We start from the raw sequence: 18,058 nt of genomic DNA, 5'->3' as shown, positions 1-18,058 counted from the left end.
CTAACACAAGACTTTATGGAGAGTATACAACGGAACATTTTTCCTGTCAATTGGTAGAAGGATTTGTTTTAAACAGACTGAAATTGTGTTTGAAGTACCATATACATAACTTAATATGTAACTTTAATGGGTCGTTTTGTCTATTTTATAAATGCCGAAGTGGTTCTTTCCGTATATTCATGCTTAATGTTACAATATTTTCAAATACCTAAGCGCGCCTAGAGATGTGTTGCCCTTCTGAATTTTCTACGAAACTACCATTAATATGTCGAAAGATACGGTATTCATAGGACTGAGAAGCAAAAAACAGGACTTATCAAACAAGCGGGAAATGCAAAGATGAGCAATAGATCACTGCAACTGAAAACTAACGAACACCAGACACCTTATTTGCTTTAAAATGTAACCTTTTTAGTTCTAACGAACCTAGGGGGCCTTATTAGACCTCAATTGATGTAAATGAGCTCTATTTTACACATATAACGTTATCTGAGTTCGTTAGAATTTATTTAGGACCTGATTATTGCAAATAGCAGCATATAGGTTCGTTAGAATTCAGTCTCTGCTCATTGCTTCTTAGTTCATTAGCATTCAGTCTCTGCTCGTTGCTTCTTAGTTCATTAGCACTCAATCTAAGCTCGTTTCTTCTATGTTCATTAGAATTCAGTCTAAGCTCATTACTTCTATATTCGTCAAAGCCAGCCGCCCCAAACCCGACAAGCACTACTCTCTACAATAAATCCACATCCACAGGTGATTACTTTGAAAATAGAACGATTGCTCGCTGTTATCATTTATTTATTGAACCATGGCAGAACAAGCGCTTCGGTTTTGTCCCAAAAGTTTGAAGTGTCAAACCGAACGATTCAGAGGGATATGGAAGCCATTAATATGGCAGGCATCCCCATCCTTTCATTTCCGGGGCTGCTCGGAGGTTTTGAAATTATGGAGGGCTACCGCTTAAGCCATCAGGTTCTCACTAAAGATGAGCTCGTTTCCGTAATGACAGGGCTTAAAGGGCTGCAAAGCCATTCAGATGATCTTGATGTTGCCCGCACGCTGGAGAAGATGCGAGCCCTATTGAAAAAAAGCGATATTCATTATACAGACAAAGCACTGGAACAATGGATTATTGATTTATCCTCATGGGGCTGCAATGAGGAGGAGAAGAAAAAAACAACTCTCCTTCGACAGGCCATTCAGAAGAAAATGGTCGTAACCTTTGACTACACCAACTCACAAGGCTGCTCAGCTAAAGCTGTCGTGGAGCCGGCTTCCGTCGTTCATAAAGGGTTCCATTGGTATTTGTACGGCTATTGCAGAGACAAAAATATAACAAAACTTTATCGACTATCGAGAATGCGAAAACTAGCTGCCATATCCGAAATCTTTGACCGAGAAATCACTGCTTATGACGCTGCAGCCATTGAAGCTGAATGGAAAATGAATACGAAGACGGTACATTTGGTGATGCGTTTTCAACCTAGCGTTAAAGTGAGAGTCGAAGATTCTTTTCAAGAAGGAATCATTCGCTGCGAGAACGACGGTACAATGGTTGTTGAAATCGTCTATCCTGAGGATGAATGGGTTTATGGCATGATTTTGAGCTACGGGGACGCCGTGGAAGTAATAGAGCCGATATATGTGAGGGATATTATCCGAGATAGAGCTAAAAATATATGGCGGCTTTACAGCTAAAAAAAGGAACGAAACGATGACAGGCAGTTGTCGTGGTTTATGTACTACAATTCAGTTATATCTGATTGTAGGAGGATTATATGATTAAACAAAATGAACTTATTCAACAGTTTGGCAGCTTAGCGCCGTGGTATTCATCCTTATCCCATATCACACCTGAACCGGCATGGCTAAATCCGATTAAAGAGGGCAAATGGTCCGCCGCAGAAATCATTGCCCATTTAGACAAATGGGATCAATATTTCATTACAAGCGTACTGCCCGAAGCTGAAAAACACAGCAATGTTGAATTCCCGAACCACGATGATTATAATGCTGCCTCCTCGGCTTACGCATTATCCGGCATATTGCCTTCTGAAATTTTGAATCAAGCGATTGAGACAAGACAAAAACTCGTACAAAAATTAACCGAAATGAAAGAACAGCAATTTTTTCATCCTATTATTGTACATGGAAATACACATTGTCCACAAACGAAAGCTCCCTATTCGATCGGATATTTAATCTTTGATTTTATCCAGCATGACGAGCATCATCGCAAACAAGTGGAAGAGTTTCTACTTCAACCGCAGTCTAAGAAGTGATACAAGAGATCGCATAAATGAAGCCGAGTTCAACTAAATCAGCACACGGTTTAAATTATAGACTCTATTACGGTCATAAAACAGCAGCGGCAGCCTCGGAATAATTCCATTCCTTGGCTGCCGCTATTCTCATTCCTATTCAATGCGCTAATAGTAAACTTCTATCGTCCTTGTGTTTCCATCGTTACACCAGCAGGCTCAGACGAAACCTTCTCACCCTTCTGCAGCTGATACATTTTATAATATCTGCCTCGCAGCGCCATTAAAGCATCATGATTGCCGCGCTCTACGATTTCACCGCGATGCAAGACGAGAATTTGATTCGCATCTCGAATGGTGGACAAGCGATGAGCGATAATTAGTGTTGTCCTGCCTTCACTGACTACCTTCAAGGCTTGCTGAATCAGACCCTCCGTCTCACTGTCGATGCTGGCTGTCGCCTCATCCAATATAAGAATAGAAGGATCGAAGGCTAAAGCTCTAGCGAAGGAGATAAGCTGCCGCTGTCCCGAAGACAACGTACTGCCGCGCTCAACTACAGGTTCATCATAGCCGCCAGGCAGCTGCTCTACAAAAGTTGCTGCCCCAACATCCTTCAGCACGCTTTTCACACGATCCATTGTGATGTCCTTGTTGTACAGGCTGACGTTGAATTTAATATCACCTGCGAACAAGTACGGATCTTGCAGCACAATGCCCATATGCTTGCGCAGCTCCTGCTTCGAATATGTCGCTATATTACGTCCATCAATCGTAATGTTCCCTTTGTCCGGCTCATAAAAGCCAAGCAGCAGATTCATGATCGAGCTTTTGCCCGAACCGGTATGACCGACTAATGCAACCGTCTCTCCTCTGCGCGCTTCGAATGAAATTTGCTTCAGAACGTTTTCGCCCTCTTTATATGCAAACGTAATGTTATCGAATTTCACGACACCATCCGGACGTTTCACCTGAGCTACCTCTTCGACCTCCATGCCTTCCATGTCCAATATCGCAAATACCTTCTCCGCAGAAACAAATGCACGCTGTGCATTCGTCAATTGATCGAAGATACCGATTATTGGCTGAAAAATACGACCCAAATAATCGATAAAAGCATAAAACACGCCGTAAAGAATTACTGTTTCCAGTGAAGCCCGCCCAAAGTACCAAATAACCATCGCTGTTACCAAGCTTCCAATGGTACCCACAATGTTTCTTGAAGACAAAGAGAAAACTCTAAACTGCTTGATCTGGTTAACGTAACGATCCTCGTTCAGCACCTCAAACTCTTCGAGCGTCACCTTCTCGCGGCGAAAGGCTTGAATAATCGGCATAACGACAATCGATTCGTTGATCATCGCATTCATGTCGCTGAGACGTGCGCGCATAATCGTAATGTATTTCTTTGAGTATTTTAAATGAATGACCATAATGATCGCGAAGAGCGGCGGCAAGAGCAAGCAAAACATCGCGAGCCGCACATCCAAAATAAACAATGCAGTAAAAATACCGAGCAGCTGTACGAAGCTGACAACAAAGGTCGCCATGAAGCTCATGAATAAATCCCTGACCGCCTCTGTGTCGTTCGCAATTCTCGATACAATTTGCCCGATCGGCGTATTGTCGAAGTAGCGCAGCGGAATTCGCTGAATATGACTCATTAAATCCATACGCATATTTTTGATAATGCGAAGCGCCGTCGTCTGCAAAATATAGGATTGCGAGAAATTGCTAATACTCGCAACAAGCAGCAGCCCCATATAAACGCCCAGCAGCCCGAGAATTGGCATAATATCATTCCCGCCGACTGATAAATGCTTGTCAATTATCGTTTTTATAATAAAAGGTCCGCCGAGCTCAGCACCTACCGCGCAGCACAGAATAAGCAGGGCGCCGATAATTCTAAACTTATAGACGAGAGCATATGCGAATAGTCTTCTCGCCGTTGATTGTTTTGGCATTCTAAGCCTCCTATTCTTCCAAGCTAGCTTCCATTTGCTGCCGTTCCCATTGTTCCTTGTACCAGCCGCCAAACAGCATCAGCTCTTCATGGGTGCCTTCTTCGATGATTCGGCCCTCATTCAGCACAAGTATCCAGTCCGCATGACTAACCGCTGATAGGCGATGAGTCGTAATAAAGGTCGTCTTTCCTTCACGCTCCAAACGAATATGGTGAAGAATTCGACTTTCCGTCCGTGCATCAACTGCCGAAAGTGAATCATCCAGCAGCAATATTTCGGAATCAACGAGCAATGCCCGTGCAATCGCCAGCCGCTGTTTTTGTCCACCTGAGAGCATAACACCATTTTCCCCGACGACCGTTTCAAGTCCTTCTGGCATTTGTGCAATATCTTCTGTAAAAGAAGCCATTTGAACCGCTCGAGCGATTTCATCCTGTGTTGCGTTCGGCTTGCCTAACGCAATATTTTCTCGAATGGTCTTGGAGAGAAGCAAATGCTCTTGAGGCACATAGGCAATCCAGCGTCTCATCTGGTCTATCTCAATTTGCTCAACTGGAACTCCCGCTACCATTAAGCGATCCGCTTCAAGCGGATATTGACGCAGCAGCTGCTTAAGCAGCGTACTCTTCCCACTCCCCGTTTTCCCTACGATTCCAAGTGTCTGGCCTCGTTCAAGCTGAAAGGATACATTGTTCAAGCTAGGCTGGCTAGCCGTAGGATAAGTAAAGGTGAGCTGTTTCATCTCAATGCGCGTAGGCAGCTTAATGGCAACAGGCTTATCTGAATCTTGAAGATCCGGCTTTTGCGTTAACGCCGAGTCCAATCGGTCAGCAGAAGCACTGCCGCGCTGCAGCACATTAATAAACTCGCCAAACGAAATCATTGGCCAAATGAGCATGCCCAAATAGATATTAAATGAAATGAGCTGGCCAAGTGAAATCTCATCTTGGAATACGAGATATGAGCCATAACCTATTCCAATAGAATAACTGACACCTACAATTAACGAGATAATTGGCTGAAACATCGCATTTAGAATCGAAACCCGTTTATTTTTGTTCATAACTTCTGAGGTCACATGATCGAATGCAACAAGGTCATTGTTTTCCTGCACGTACGAACGAATAACGCGTATGCCCGATATCGATTCCAGCGCATGTTCATTCATTTTCCCAAAGGAAGCCTGCGCGTCCAGAAAGCGGGTTCTTACTTTTTTGCCCAGCTTGCTAATTACGACTGCCAGCAATGGAAGCGGAATAAGTGCCGCGATCATTAATTTATAGCTGACTAATGAAATCATCATAATAATGACTACCGATGCTCCTACCAGCGTATTGACGAGCGTCATTACACCATATCCAGCTGTCTGGCCAATTGCGAGTACATCATTTGTCGCGAGCGCCATCAGCTGTCCCGTGCTGTTGCGCTGAAAGAAAGCAGGCGTCATCCTTGTTAAATTTGCGAGCAGCTTCCCTCTCAGCACCTTCTCGATAAGCGCCGAATTGCCAAACAGCGTCGTAATCCATATATAGACCATGACGTAAAGAAATAACGCAAGCAGCACTAGTGTCAACACCGTCTGCGTTAAACCAGCTGAGGTCAGCTGGCCATCGCGGATGTTATCAACCGTTCGTCCAATTAGATTAGGCGGTATTGTGGAGAGCAGGCTAACTAACGCCATAATGCCTATGGCAAGCGCGTAGCTGCCCCATCTATCCTTAAAAAACCATCGCAACCGTTTTACAAAAGACATGAGATCCCCCTTTTCCGCTAATTCAACGACCTTTTCTCCCTAACATTTGAGACTCGAAATGGCAATCGAAGAAATAGCAGCTCCATAATGAATAACAATATTCCAAAAGCGATTAACAGCATGACCCAGCTATCTTCTACATTCAACAAGAACGGATATATTATAACCATTAAAATGTTGAACACCAAATAAGTATTTCTGCGGCTAATCGCAGTATCCAACAACTGAACAGCCCCATCCTGTTTCAGCATTTCAATAAGTCCATTAAAAATCCAATACGCCATCAAAATATGAAGAATAAACAGCAGTTGCGAATAAAAATGGACGGCCAGCGGTATAGACGAAAATTCCGTAATCGTTACATTTGTTTGGATAAACAGAACTGGAATAGTAAGAATGATCAGAACAATAGAAATGTACTTCGCTTTTTTATATGCCGAGTGTATGGAGCCCAGATGCTGCAGGGCTGACAAAACCATCAAGTAACCTATAATGTCAGGCAGCAAATCAAAGTATCCAAGCCTTATATCTATCATTGCAATAACAAGGCCCCAGCCAAGTCTCCTTAGTTCACGTCTGAAAGGGGTGCTCAATGCATTTCACCTCCCGAACGGACTAAACGCTTCAGCTGCCGCTCACTAAAATTAAGGTTATGATTAATCGGAATGTTCTCTATCATTTCCTGTCCGTCATCCAGCTTGAAGTGAAGAATGATTTTGGATTTAAACATCGTGTAGGCTTCGAGCTCATTATCCGGAATAGACCATTGATATGTAAATGCTAATGAATCATCTTGTGACAGCTTCATAGGGAATTCAACCAACGCAAGCGGCTTCCCAGATAGATCAAGCTTGAACCATGGCTTCACTTTATCGCTGAACGTATATTCAATCTTCTCCAAAACAGCCGCTTTCCTTACATAAACCTTATAGCTTCCAGAGCCATTTGAGGATGAGCTTCCCGAAGCAAAGTCCAGTATGCTTTCTCGTTTATTCCACAAGACATTAATCTCACCAATCGGAACTTTTCTAGACTGCCCTTTCTCGTAATACACCTTAATCTCTCTTATTGTGAACGGTATTTTCCTCTCCTCATTGATAAGATCTGGAATCAATTGTCCAGATGCTCGCATCTCAGATTGATGAGTATGTATGTTGCTTTTATAAATTTGAAATCGGAATTCCGGCAGTTCTTCTATTTGAATGCTGCTTACTTTATTAGATGCTTGTTTATTTTCAAAAAATGTAAAATCAAGTATTTCACCAGTGCTCCCATTTATGGTGCTGTCATGCTTTAGAAACAGCGCCTCCTTCAGCTGCATGCTCTGAAAATACCAAAGATTTCCTAGCCAGCTTCCCGCTATGAGAAACACGACGACATACCATCTCATTTTAATTTTCAGTCCTGTCACCCCTCTCCTCATCTGTTCATATTACCACTTATTTGTGCTAGAGATAATAATTGGTTTTAAAATAAGAGGTTGTTCTTTATAACGAATGTGATATGATTATTTTGAACATTGCTTTATGAAATTTAAACGATCGAACACGTCAGAGGTGTAGCCTATGAATTACGCGATAAGTGCGATTGTACCTATATTTAATGCCGAAAATTGGCTGCGTCCCTGTTTGAAAAGCATTCTTAATCAGGCATTTCGAAATATTGAGGTGCTGCTAGTCAATGACGGTTCCACTGATCTCAGCGGTGCAATATGCGAAGAATTCGCTATAACAGACATTAGAGTTAAAGTGATTCACAAGCCAAACGGCGGTGCGAGCAGCGCCAAAAATGCCGGTTTACAAGCGGCAAGCGGCAAATACGTCGCCTTTCTTGATGCTGACGATGAAATCGATCCGCTTTTTTTCGTAAAGCTATACGCCATGGCAGAAGAGCATGCTTGCGAAGTGTTGATTGGAGGTTACGCGACAATTCCAACCAAACAGAACGTATCGCCCTGCTTTCGGCTGCATACCGTTATGAACGGTAAAGATTTAATACTAAGCGCCGCAGCTGTTCATTCTAATAATGATCTTTGTTTTACTTGGCGCAGTCTATTTCTTCGCGCATCGCTTGAAAAAAACGGGATCCTGTACAACGAGGGATTAACGGTAGGAGAAGATACCATTTTCCATTTGGAAGCCTTGCTAACCTCTGATCGTGTCTGCGCGATTCCGGACCCTTTGTATTATCACAACACGGTTAACAATCTGAACAGTCTGATACGTTCTCCCTATAAGCATTATCTTGAAGAAAGCCTTGTTCTGCAGTACCAGCTGCGAAAGAGCTTATCCGAGAAATTCGGTTTATTAGCGCATGCCCATTATAGAAAGGACATGGCGTCCTACCACATCCAAACGATCCTTTCGATGCTGATCAACAATTTCAAAAACAATCCTGTCGCTCCTGCAAAAAAAGATATGGCAAGAATCGTCAGCCTTAAAATGATGACAGACAGTACGAAGGAGCTTGGCTGGCTTCACAATTACAGCAACATCAAGTCATTTCTTTATTATTTAACGCTTAAATTCAAGCTTGCGGCATGGCTATATCACTTTGAATTCCGCTTGCCGCGCCAATCGCCATTGCTGTTTCTCAAACTTTTTGGAAGGAAAAAAACCGTTCATAACCGACTGATTCGCTACACTAAGCGTTAATTGCACATCGCCATTCCTTTGTCCGCCCATCCTTTTCATGTATACTAGAGGCTTCAATTCAATTATACAAAGGATGCGACAACAACTTGGAAAATAGAAACAATCTATTCGTATATACCTATGGCTATCGCATTGAAGAGGCTGATTTATGCCGCTTGGAGATGCGTTCTTTATTTGGAAAACAATCAGAAACTGATCTTTTATTTAGCGAAATAGACGTACATCCCGACCGAAGTCCTTTTATGAGAGAGCGGCTTGAAGTTTTATATCAAGGCGAACGGCTTGAGGATATTTTGGAGCAGGTGAAGCAAATTCAATTAGGAGAGGCTACATTTAAGGTGATTTTCCTAAAAATGAATGACCTGACGGCGGAAAACAAAATCGATTTTGAAGGACAACGCGCAATTGAACGTGAACTTGGCGTTTATATCGAAGGCGAGGCTGATGTACGCAAACCTGATTGCGTTTTTGGCATTATAACTTGGGGCGGTCGCTGGTACTTTGGCAATTATATAAAAAGCAAAGCCGTATGGCTTGCACACATGCAAAAACCGCGCAGCTATTCCATTGCACTCAGTACGCGAGTTGCGCGCGCTATAGCCAATATCGCTATTCCGAATCCAGTCGGGATTAAGGCGATCGACCCTTGCTGCGGCATTGGGACGGTACTGGTAGAGGCGCTGTCCATGGGCATGAACATCGTAGGCCGAGATATCAACCATTTTATCATTCGCGGGACACGTGAAAACCTGGCTCATTTCGAATATGAAACGGATGCCGTTTGCGGTGATATTGCTGATATCTCTGACCATTATGATGTAGCCATTGTAGATATGCCTTACAATCATTTCTCTAATACGACACCCGAGGCACAATTCTCCTTGCTGCAGCATACTCGCCGAATCGCAAACAAAGCTGTCATTGTGACTGCTGATCCAATGGACGAGCTTATTGCAAACGCAGGCCTTACCATCTTAGATCGCTGTACGACTCGAAAAGGCAGCTTCGTCAGACAAATAATCGTCTGTGAATAGTAGATTACAGCTATTATTTGTACCCATTAAATGCTAGCCACGATGCGCAAGCAGCCGTCCATTCTTTTGTATGCTCCTCATCCTCGGCTAAGCCAAGCCCATGACGTCCTTTCGTATACACGTGAAGATCAAAAGGAACCTGGTGCTTGCTCAGCGCGGATGCGAACAAAAGGCTGTTCTCGACAGGAACGGCGCCATCATCTGCTGTATGCCATAAAAAAGTTGGCGGTGTATCCGAGGTTACCTGCGTTTCATTGCTGAGCTGTTCGATTTGATCCAGCTTCGCTTCTTTGCCAAGCAAATTTTCTCTTGAGCCCTCATGCGTGAAAGGGTCTTTGAGTGTGATGACAGGATAACATAAGACGAGTAAATCCGGACGGCAGGACTGTCGTTCAATAACATCCTCTGCATTTTCATTCCCTTGGTCATAGCTTGTCCCCGCGTTCGAAACTAAATGCCCGCCTGCTGAAAATCCAAGAATGCCTACTTTATTCGGATTAATTCGATACATTTCTGCTTTGAAACGGACGGTACGTATCGCCCGTTGAACATCCAGCAGTGCGCAAGGATATTGATAAGGCGCCACCCGATATCGCAAAACGAACGCAGAAATACCTAAACTGTTCAGCCACTGTGCAATCGGTTCTCCTTCATGGTGCGCTCGCATGCCATATCCTCCGCCTGGACATACGATAACAGCTGGTCTGTCTTCGCCATCTACAAGATATGGTGTTATGGCTGGACAATCCTCATCTGCATTTCCCAGTGCATACGGTGCTCCGTGCATCCACAATAATTGCTCTGCCACCTTATTTCCCCCTTATGCTGCATAAGAATTGAAATCTTTTACCATTATATAACTAACGGTTCGGCCAGTCATCTGCAAAAGCATGTATTCAAATAAAAGCAGGCTTAAGCCAAAAAAGCGCCTAAGCCTGTCTGTTCATTTTACAATTGCTGCTTGCCTTATTTCTTGTTAATCGTCAAAGCTCCAACGAAACCGATAAATGCTCCGAGCAGTGAGCCGGCTAAAACTTCAATAGGCTGATGACCGAGACTTTCCTTAAGCCGTTCACGCCTGCGCGCATGATACAATCCAGGATGCTCTCCAGCCAGCTTCTCCACATCCTCGTCCAAATCATTTACCTGCACAGCAATTTCACCTGTATGTCTGCGAATATTCATCGCATCGTACATCACAATAATGCCAAGCATCGCGGATATGGCAAATTCCGGCGTCTTTACGCCATATTTGGTCGCCGTATATGCAGCTAGCGCGGAAACGCCGCTTGAATGTGAGCTCGGCATTCCACCTGAACCAATAATTTTCCGCACATCCCATTTGCCGCTTCTCGCAAAATGTACAGGCAGCTTAAGCAATTGGGCTGTCCCAACAGCCGTCAACGCTGTCACAAGTCCTCTGTTTGACATATCCGTCAACCTCCAGTCCTTATTCCCATCTCATTTTGCCCTGCTGAGCGTAAATTATTTCATATAAATAAATCGCTCACCAGGTGCGAACATATGGAACTTCTGGGCTGGATAATGACGCTGGATATAATCGACGAAATAAGCCGGGTTCTCATCATTGTGTGGAAATAAGCCATAATGCATCGGAATCAATAAATCAGCATGAATTTGTACCGCAATCTCAACAGCCTCACGATAATTGCAATTGCCAACGATCCCCTGTTCATTTCGAACAAAATCTCTTCCATTGATCGGCAATAATGCAATATCGATTTGTCTGCTTTGCAGCCAAGTGATAAGCTCTGGGAAACCAACGGTATCGCCAGAGTGATAAAGATGAATGCCATTAAAATTCGCAACATAACCTAGAAACTTATGCTCACCTGCTTCATCCTGTTCGAACTGTTCATGCTTGGCAGCGAATGCATCGAGCCTTATGCCGCCTGCAAGCTCAATCGATTGTCCATGAGAGATGCCAATCAGCTGCTCATCACGGAAACCCCATTCCTTCAATAGCGGAAGATGAGCTCTCGGTACGATAAATCGTGTTTTGGATGATTGCTGAATAACTTGCAGCGTCTGCTTGTCCATATGATCCTCATGGTGGTGGGAGCATACGACATAATCGACATCGAGGCAATCCGAAGGCGACAGCGGCGATTCAAAGGCTCGTGACCACGGCGGTCCTGCCATCTCATACACCGAGTTCGTCAAATACGGATCAAATAAAATCGTTTTTTTGTTCCATTTGACGAGAAAGCCCTCTTGTCCAAGCGCCCATAACGCCAAAGCTTGATCTGGAAGTGCAGTTCCAGCTATTTGCTTTACTAAATTTTCCCCACTGTTATATACGTTCACGACGGTCATCACCCTTTTTGCTCCATATTTTGAATGCGAAGGTCTTTCGTAAACCATAGCTTATAGCTTAATAAACTTAAAATAATGCTCGTAACCGCAGCTGAGCTTGCGAACGCAAACACAATTAATATTTGGTACCGAACCGCTTCGATCGGATTCGCGCCAGCGATAATCATCCCTGTCATCATACCGGGAAGCTGAACTAGACCTACCGTCTTCATCCCGTCTATCGTCGGAATCATGCTCGATTTAACCGATCGCTTCATTACGTCTTGAATCGCTTGCCTTGCTGTCGCTCCAAGTGAGAGCAGCGTCTCCATCTCGCCTTTCGAGGATTCGACCTCTCTTCTCATTTGATTGAGCAGTAAACCCGAAACGACCATCGCATTGCCGATCGTCATGCCGCTAATCGGAATAATGTATTGCGGTGTCGCTTCTATAATTCGAAAGCCGAGCAGCAGTCCCATCATAAGCAGCTCTGTCGATGTAATTGCAATCGCGATTTTCCAAATGATGCCCTTCAGTCCAGCTCCCCTTTTACCAGCATGATAAGACGCTACACTAATCATAAGTACAAGGATCATTGTAATAAACAGCGGATTGCTCGTATTAAAAATAAATTGCAGCACATAGCCGACAAGCAGCAGCTGTACCGCAGAACGTATGGTGCCAATCGCGATGTCTCGCTCAAGCCCAAGCTTCTGCCATACGGAGATAAGCATCGTAATCATCACAAACAACAAGGTGAAGCTAAGTGCTACGATTGACATGGCTGCTCCTTTTGTATCGGCGCTTTTAAATAATTTTGTGCGAGCTCAGATGTTGGATGTTCAAAAAAAGCAGGCGTGTCGCTGTTCTCCAGCAGCGTTCCTTCCCCCATGAACCATATCGAGCTGCTCATCTGCTGAGCCTGCTCCAAATCATGTGTAACCCAAAGCATCGTTGCCCCTTCTTGATGATGCCACTCTCGCAGCACTTCCTCCACCATTTCCTTGCTGCCTCGGTCAAGCGACGCGGTAATCTCATCAAGAAGAAGCACGGTAGGATGAAGAAGCAAGGAACGGAGCAGCGATATTCGCTGTTTCTCTCCTCCTGACAGCTGTTCGGCGCTTTTGCCCATATCAAGATGATCCAGCCCTAGCCTTGGCAGCATGTGGCGTACGAGCTTCTCGTCATACGGTATGCGATGCAGCATACTCACGGTTCTCAAATTTTGCTCAATGCTCCCATTCAGCATAACGGACTGCTGAGCAACGTAACATACCTTCATTCTCCAAACCCTTGGATCTAGTTCTCGCTGTGAAACATTATGTAAACGGATATCACCCTCATCGGCGTTATCCAGACCTGCAAGCAAACGAAGCAGCGTGCTTTTGCCTTGTCCAGATACACCTAATATAGAAATAATAGCCGGATCAGCAATCGTTGCAGTAACATTTGCGAACAACTGAACATTTCCATCACCACTGCGGTTTTTCCTAATACTATGAAGTTCCAAAACACTAGCCACAAACGTTCCTCCCTTCGGCTTCCCTTACATTATAGCTGTAATGCTTGGCTCTAAAAAGAAAATTTAATAAGCCACACACCCGCTCGTATGCTAAAAAAAGGCTGATGACTACTGCCGCAGTTGCGGAAGTAGGCCACCAGCCTTCATAGTCCATCTATGCTTGCTGCTATTATTTTATCGCTGCGTCAATTTCTTTAACCATTTCCGCTACAGAGATAAGTCCGCCGCCGGAAAGGTACCAGAAATCTGGATTAAGATATACGATATTTCCTTCTTTGTACGCTTTAGTGTTTTTCACCAAAGCATTCTCAACGGAGGAATGTGCATCCCCAGATCCCTCTGTCACTGCATTGCGGTCAACTACGAATAAGTAATCAGCATCCTTCTCTGCTACATATTCAAATGTAACAGGGTCGCCGTGAGTAGAAACTTTAATGTTCTCATCTACAGCCGGTATGCCAAACACATCATGAATGATACCGAAACGCGATGCTTTACCATATGCGCTGATTGCACCTTCGTTTGCCAAAATAATAAGGCCATTTTTTCCAGAAGCTGTTGCTTTTTCATTCAAAGCTTTAATGGAATCATTAATCGCTGCTAGCTCTGTATCTGCTTCAGCTTCTTTAGAGAAGATTTGAGCCAGTGTTTTCACGTTAGTCGTAAAGGACTCCATGAAGTTTTTGTTGTCCACACCCATAAAAATCGTAGGAGCGATCTTCGTAAGCTCTTCGTAAGCATCCTGTTGACGACCTGAAATAATGATCAAGTCAGGTGCAGTTTCATTGATTTTCTCAAAGTCCGGCTCTTTCAAGCTGCCTGCGTTTACGTATTTTGCATCTTTAAATTTTTCAAGGTATGCAGGAACGCTAGCTTGCGGAAGTGAAGCAACCTCTACACCTAGCTTGTCTAGTGTATCGAGAGTACCATAGTCAAATACGACAACCTTGCTAGGATTAACGGGGACAACCGTTTCGCCAAGCTGATGTTTAACTGTAATTTCTGTAGGTGCATCTGTTGCAGGTGTTTCAGATGCTGGTGTGTTCGTAGCGCTGTTAGCGCCTTTATTTCCGTTGTTATTCGCGCCGCATGCTGCAAGCACCAAGCTTAGAATGACTAAAATAGCCAATACAGGTATAGATTTTTTCAAAACATTCACCCCTAAATCAATTTTTTATATTGAAAAACTTGAAAACCGGAAGTAAGTAAATCTTGCATGACTACTTAAAATAGACGCCGATACGATTCCCGTTTATGAGCTCAATCGGTATGTCCATGTCATAGATGTCATGAAGCACGGCATTGTCGATGATCGTCTCGGTTGAACCTTCCTTGACGACCTTTCCATCCTTCAACGCCACGATATAATCGGAGTAGCAAGAAGCGAAATTGATATCGTGAATAACGAGCACGACCGTTTTGCCAAGCTCTTCAACGAGCCGCCGCAGCACCTTCATAATTTGGACGGAGTGCTTCATATCCAAGTTGTTGAGCGGTTCATCCAGCAATATGTATTCGGTGTTCTGAGCGATAACCATCGCAATAAATGCACGCTGGTTTTGTCCACCGCTTAGTTCATCAAGGTACTTGGCTTGCAGATCAACAAGATCCATATAAGCAATGGCTTCATCTACTTGCTGCCAATCTTCCTTTGTCAGCTTGCCTTGTGAATAAGGGAACCTGCCGAAGCTGACGAGCTCTCGAACCGTTAAACGAAGATTAATATGATTCGACTGTTTTAAGATCGATATCTTTTTGGCAAGGTCAGCACTTTTCCAGCTACTTACTTCCTTCCCCTCAATTAACACTTGACCGCTGTCCTTCGCTAACAATCGGCTAATCATAGAGAGAAGCGTACTCTTGCCTGCACCGTTCGGACCGATAAACGAAGTGACCTTTCCCTTCGAAATCCGAATCGATACATCCTCGATCACCGGCTTGCCGCCATATGATTTGGAAACATTTTTAACCTCTATCATGCTTTTTTCTCCCTTAGCAGCAAATATAAAAAGTACGCTCCGCCGATGAAGTTAATAATGACGCTAATCGTCGTTTCAAACGTGAACACATGCTCTACGAGCAGTTGACCGCCAACGAGTGAAATGATGCTGATGAGTATCGCTCCTGGAATGAGATAGCTATGCCGATAGGTCTTCATGAACTGATAGGCTACGTTGACGACGAGCAGTCCAAGGAAGGTAATCGGGCCAACTAAAGCCGTGGACACAGCGATCAGAATAGCAACGATGACGAGCACTCTTTTGACAACATAATCATAAGGAATGCCAAGATTGACTGCATGCTCCTTACCCAGCGACAACACGTCAAAATATTTGCTTAGCCGCATGCCATAAATAGCTACAAGAGCGACGATGATGATTGAAATGATAAGCAGATCCGTGTTGACGTTATTGAAGCTGGCGAACATTTTCCCCTGTACAATTAGAAATTCATTCGGATCAATAAGAACCTGCATGAACGTCGACATGCTCCCGAACAATGTGCCCATCACTAGCCCTATTAATAGAAGGAAATAAAGATTTCTGCCTTCCCTTTTGAAAAGAAACTTATAGAGCAGCAAGGCGAATGCTATCATTGCCGCTATCGTAATAAAAAAATTAAGATGCTTGTTTGTGCTTGGCAGACTCATCGATCCAAAGGTAAAAACGACGAAGGTTTGAATCAGCATATAAAGGGAATCCAACCCGATAATGCTCGGCGTCAAAATACGGTTGTTCGTAATTGTCTGGAAAATCATAGTGGAGTAAGCAATAGCGCCCCCGGTTACGACAATCGCCAGTACCTTCTTCAATCTTCTTGGCAGTGCATAATCCCAATGGGTTCCAAGATCGATGAACAAAAATACGGCAATTAATGCGACGCCCAGCACCGCAAGCAAACTTAGTTTAAGCTTCATATGCCTTTCTCCTCATCAACAAGTAAAGAAAAATAATGCTTCCGACAACGCCGATCGTGAGTCCGATTGGAATTTCATACGGAAAAATAATTAGGCGGCCAAGCACATCGCACACCAGTACGAATATGGCTCCAAGCACCGCCGTGTGCGACAGGTTTTTTTTCAAATTGTCGCCCATATACAGCGTCACGATATTCGGAATAATAAGGCCAAGAAAAGGCAGCGTACCGACAGTCAAAATGACGATAACCGATACAAGAGCTACAATTACAAGCCCGATGTTAACGACAAGCTTATGATTCATTCCCAAATTGGTTGAAAACTCTTCGCCAAGACCAGCAATGGTAAACTTGTTCGCGTAGAGATAAGCTACTACGAGCAGCGGCAGGCTTACATACAGCAGCTCGTAACGTCCGCTCATTACAAGCGAGAAGCTGCCTTGCAGCCAAGATGAGATGTTTTGAATAAGATCATTTTTATAGGCAAAAAATGTAGTAACAGAGCTGATGATGTTACCGAACATCAATCCTACCAGTGGAATGAAAATCGTATCTTTAAATTTCAGACGATCGAGAATTTTCATGAACAGATAGGTTCCTGCGAGTGCAAAAGCAAACGCGATCAGCATTTTCTCAAGCGTACTCGCCGATGGGAACACCATTAAGGCAACGAGGATACCGAGTCTAGCGGAATCATCCGTTCCACCGGTCGTAGGCGATACGAATTTGTTGCGGCTTAGCTGCTGCATTATCAAACCTGTAACGCTCATGCCGACGCCGGCAATAATAATACTGATAAGCCTAGGAAAACGGCTGATCGTGAGAACCTGAAGCTGCTCATCCGTCAGACTGAACAGATCCAGCGGCGAGATGTCTTTTACTCCGATAAATAAAGAAGTAATCGATAATACAATAAGCACGACAAAAAGATACCATAGCTTCATACTCAATCCTCGAATCATCACGAATATTATCAGAGATAATCATTCTCATTAATTATCAAAAAAATACATTGCCTCCGCTTATCATCATTCAATGATAACCATTATCAGCAACATTCACTATGTTACACGATTTTCAGATGATCGGAATGGACTTTCCTGTTTTCAAGGATGGACATTTCTATACAGCTGGGAGGTGTGACGGGTTGGTGAACATGGATATGCTCCGTCCGGGGAAGCTAATTAGCGGTTTGTGGCTCTATTCTCACCAAAATCACCAATCCAGCGCAAATAGAACTAAAAACTAGTCTTATTCAATCAGCTCATCTCGCAAATGTGCCTCTAAAGTGTGAATTAATCAGAAATAGAGCTAGAAACTAGCTCTATTTTCACAAAAATCACTATTTCAGCGCAAATAGAGCTAGAATTTAGTCTTAACTAAGCAGCTCGACTCGTCAAAACACCTCTAAAGCGTAAACTGATCAGAAATAGAGCTAGAAACTAGCTCTATTCTCACCAAAATCACCATTTCGGCGCAAATAGAACTAGAAACTAGTCCTATCCATGCTGCTCTGCTCGTCAAAACACCTCTAAAGTGTGAATTGATCAGAAATAGAGCTAGAAACTAGCTCTACTCTCACCACAATCACCATTTCAGCGCAAATAGATCTAAAAACTAGTCTTATCCAAGTAACTC

Annotated in this window: 17 protein-coding genes; 4 read left to right on the top strand and 13 right to left on the bottom strand. The window is 43.7% G+C overall.

All coding sequences use genetic code 11. The annotated features are described in order from the left end of the window. Positions 1-762: 762 nt before the first annotated feature. Together ACIFSR_RS19520 and ACIFSR_RS19515 are read left to right on the top strand one after the other, a co-directional pair. Positions 763-1,698 (top strand): helix-turn-helix transcriptional regulator, encoded by a 936-nt coding sequence (locus ACIFSR_RS19520; RefSeq protein WP_430059384.1) that lies wholly within the window; start codon positions 763-765, stop codon positions 1,696-1,698. 80 nt (positions 1,699-1,778) lie between these two features. After that, a complete protein-coding gene (locus ACIFSR_RS19515; RefSeq protein WP_430059382.1) occupies positions 1,779-2,282 on the top strand; it encodes a DinB family protein in 504 nt (167 codons plus the stop codon). Between the two features lie 161 nt (positions 2,283-2,443). Here the strand turns inward: ACIFSR_RS19515 and ACIFSR_RS19510 are convergent, their stop codons facing one another. Genes ACIFSR_RS19510 through ACIFSR_RS19495 form a run of 4 tightly spaced genes read right to left on the bottom strand, consistent with a single transcriptional unit; the run spans position 2,444 to position 7,389 of the window. Continuing rightward, a complete protein-coding gene (locus ACIFSR_RS19510) occupies positions 2,444-4,225 on the bottom strand; it encodes an ABC transporter ATP-binding protein (RefSeq protein ID WP_430059380.1) in 1,782 nt (593 codons plus the stop codon). A gap of 10 nt (positions 4,226-4,235) precedes the next feature. Beyond that, the gene (locus tag ACIFSR_RS19505; RefSeq protein WP_430059378.1) at positions 4,236-5,978 is read right to left on the bottom strand and encodes an ABC transporter ATP-binding protein; all 1,743 of its coding nucleotides are present in this window, start codon (positions 5,976-5,978) and stop codon (positions 4,236-4,238) included. 17 nt (positions 5,979-5,995) lie between these two features. Beyond that, positions 5,996-6,571, bottom strand: a complete 576-nt coding sequence (locus ACIFSR_RS19500) for a hypothetical protein (protein ID WP_430059376.1) — start codon at positions 6,569-6,571, stop codon at positions 5,996-5,998. Beyond that, positions 6,568-7,389 (bottom strand): hypothetical protein, encoded by an 822-nt coding sequence (locus ACIFSR_RS19495; RefSeq protein WP_430059374.1) that lies wholly within the window; start codon positions 7,387-7,389, stop codon positions 6,568-6,570. Before ACIFSR_RS19495 ends, ACIFSR_RS19500 begins: the two co-directional genes overlap by 4 nt. A gap of 154 nt (positions 7,390-7,543) precedes the next feature. Between ACIFSR_RS19495 and ACIFSR_RS19490 the strand changes: the two genes are divergently transcribed. Together ACIFSR_RS19490 and ACIFSR_RS19485 are read left to right on the top strand one after the other, a co-directional pair. Further along, positions 7,544-8,632, top strand: coding sequence for a glycosyltransferase (locus tag ACIFSR_RS19490; RefSeq protein ID WP_430059372.1), 1,089 nt, complete (start codon positions 7,544-7,546; stop codon positions 8,630-8,632). Between the two features lie 86 nt (positions 8,633-8,718). Further along, the gene (locus ACIFSR_RS19485; protein WP_430059370.1) at positions 8,719-9,666 is read left to right on the top strand and encodes a TRM11 family SAM-dependent methyltransferase; all 948 of its coding nucleotides are present in this window, start codon (positions 8,719-8,721) and stop codon (positions 9,664-9,666) included. A 13-nt stretch (positions 9,667-9,679) separates the two neighbouring features. Here the strand turns inward: ACIFSR_RS19485 and ACIFSR_RS19480 are convergent, their stop codons facing one another. From ACIFSR_RS19480 to ACIFSR_RS19440, 9 genes are all read right to left on the bottom strand, one after another. After that, the gene (locus tag ACIFSR_RS19480; RefSeq protein ID WP_339209749.1) at positions 9,680-10,453 is read right to left on the bottom strand and encodes an alpha/beta hydrolase; all 774 of its coding nucleotides are present in this window, start codon (positions 10,451-10,453) and stop codon (positions 9,680-9,682) included. Positions 10,454-10,632: 179 nt separating this feature from the next. Beyond that, entirely contained in the window at positions 10,633-11,097 is a 465-nt protein-coding gene (locus ACIFSR_RS19475) for a divergent PAP2 family protein (protein WP_339204894.1), read from the bottom strand. Positions 11,098-11,151: 54 nt separating this feature from the next. After that, the gene (locus ACIFSR_RS19470) at positions 11,152-12,003 is read right to left on the bottom strand and encodes an MBL fold metallo-hydrolase (protein WP_430060391.1); all 852 of its coding nucleotides are present in this window, start codon (positions 12,001-12,003) and stop codon (positions 11,152-11,154) included. Next, positions 12,003-12,764, bottom strand: coding sequence for an ABC transporter permease (locus ACIFSR_RS19465; RefSeq protein WP_076267194.1), 762 nt, complete (start codon positions 12,762-12,764; stop codon positions 12,003-12,005). Before ACIFSR_RS19465 ends, ACIFSR_RS19470 begins: the two co-directional genes overlap by 1 nt. Continuing rightward, on the bottom strand, positions 12,752-13,504 hold the full coding sequence (locus ACIFSR_RS19460) for an ABC transporter ATP-binding protein (protein WP_430059367.1): 753 nt from the start codon (positions 13,502-13,504) through the stop codon (positions 12,752-12,754). The genes ACIFSR_RS19465 and ACIFSR_RS19460 overlap by 13 nt, the downstream gene beginning before the upstream one ends. A gap of 169 nt (positions 13,505-13,673) precedes the next feature. Further along, positions 13,674-14,654 (bottom strand): siderophore ABC transporter substrate-binding protein, encoded by a 981-nt coding sequence (locus ACIFSR_RS19455; protein WP_339204896.1) that lies wholly within the window; start codon positions 14,652-14,654, stop codon positions 13,674-13,676. A gap of 70 nt (positions 14,655-14,724) precedes the next feature. Continuing rightward, the gene (locus ACIFSR_RS19450; RefSeq protein ID WP_076267195.1) at positions 14,725-15,483 is read right to left on the bottom strand and encodes an ABC transporter ATP-binding protein; all 759 of its coding nucleotides are present in this window, start codon (positions 15,481-15,483) and stop codon (positions 14,725-14,727) included. After that, positions 15,480-16,421, bottom strand: coding sequence for an iron chelate uptake ABC transporter family permease subunit (locus ACIFSR_RS19445; RefSeq protein ID WP_076267196.1), 942 nt, complete (start codon positions 16,419-16,421; stop codon positions 15,480-15,482). Before ACIFSR_RS19445 ends, ACIFSR_RS19450 begins: the two co-directional genes overlap by 4 nt. Beyond that, complete coding sequence (locus ACIFSR_RS19440; protein WP_076267197.1) at positions 16,411-17,364, bottom strand: ABC transporter permease; 954 nt, start codon at positions 17,362-17,364, stop codon at positions 16,411-16,413. The genes ACIFSR_RS19445 and ACIFSR_RS19440 overlap by 11 nt, the downstream gene beginning before the upstream one ends. Between the last annotated feature and the right edge of the window lie 694 nt (positions 17,365-18,058).

Source organism: Paenibacillus sp. NRS-1760, from assembly GCF_050467785.1.
GTDB lineage: Bacteria > Bacillota > Bacilli > Paenibacillales > Paenibacillaceae > Pristimantibacillus.
The sequence above is the reverse complement of the archived record's forward strand: the minus strand, read 5'-3'. Positions and strand labels throughout refer to the sequence as shown.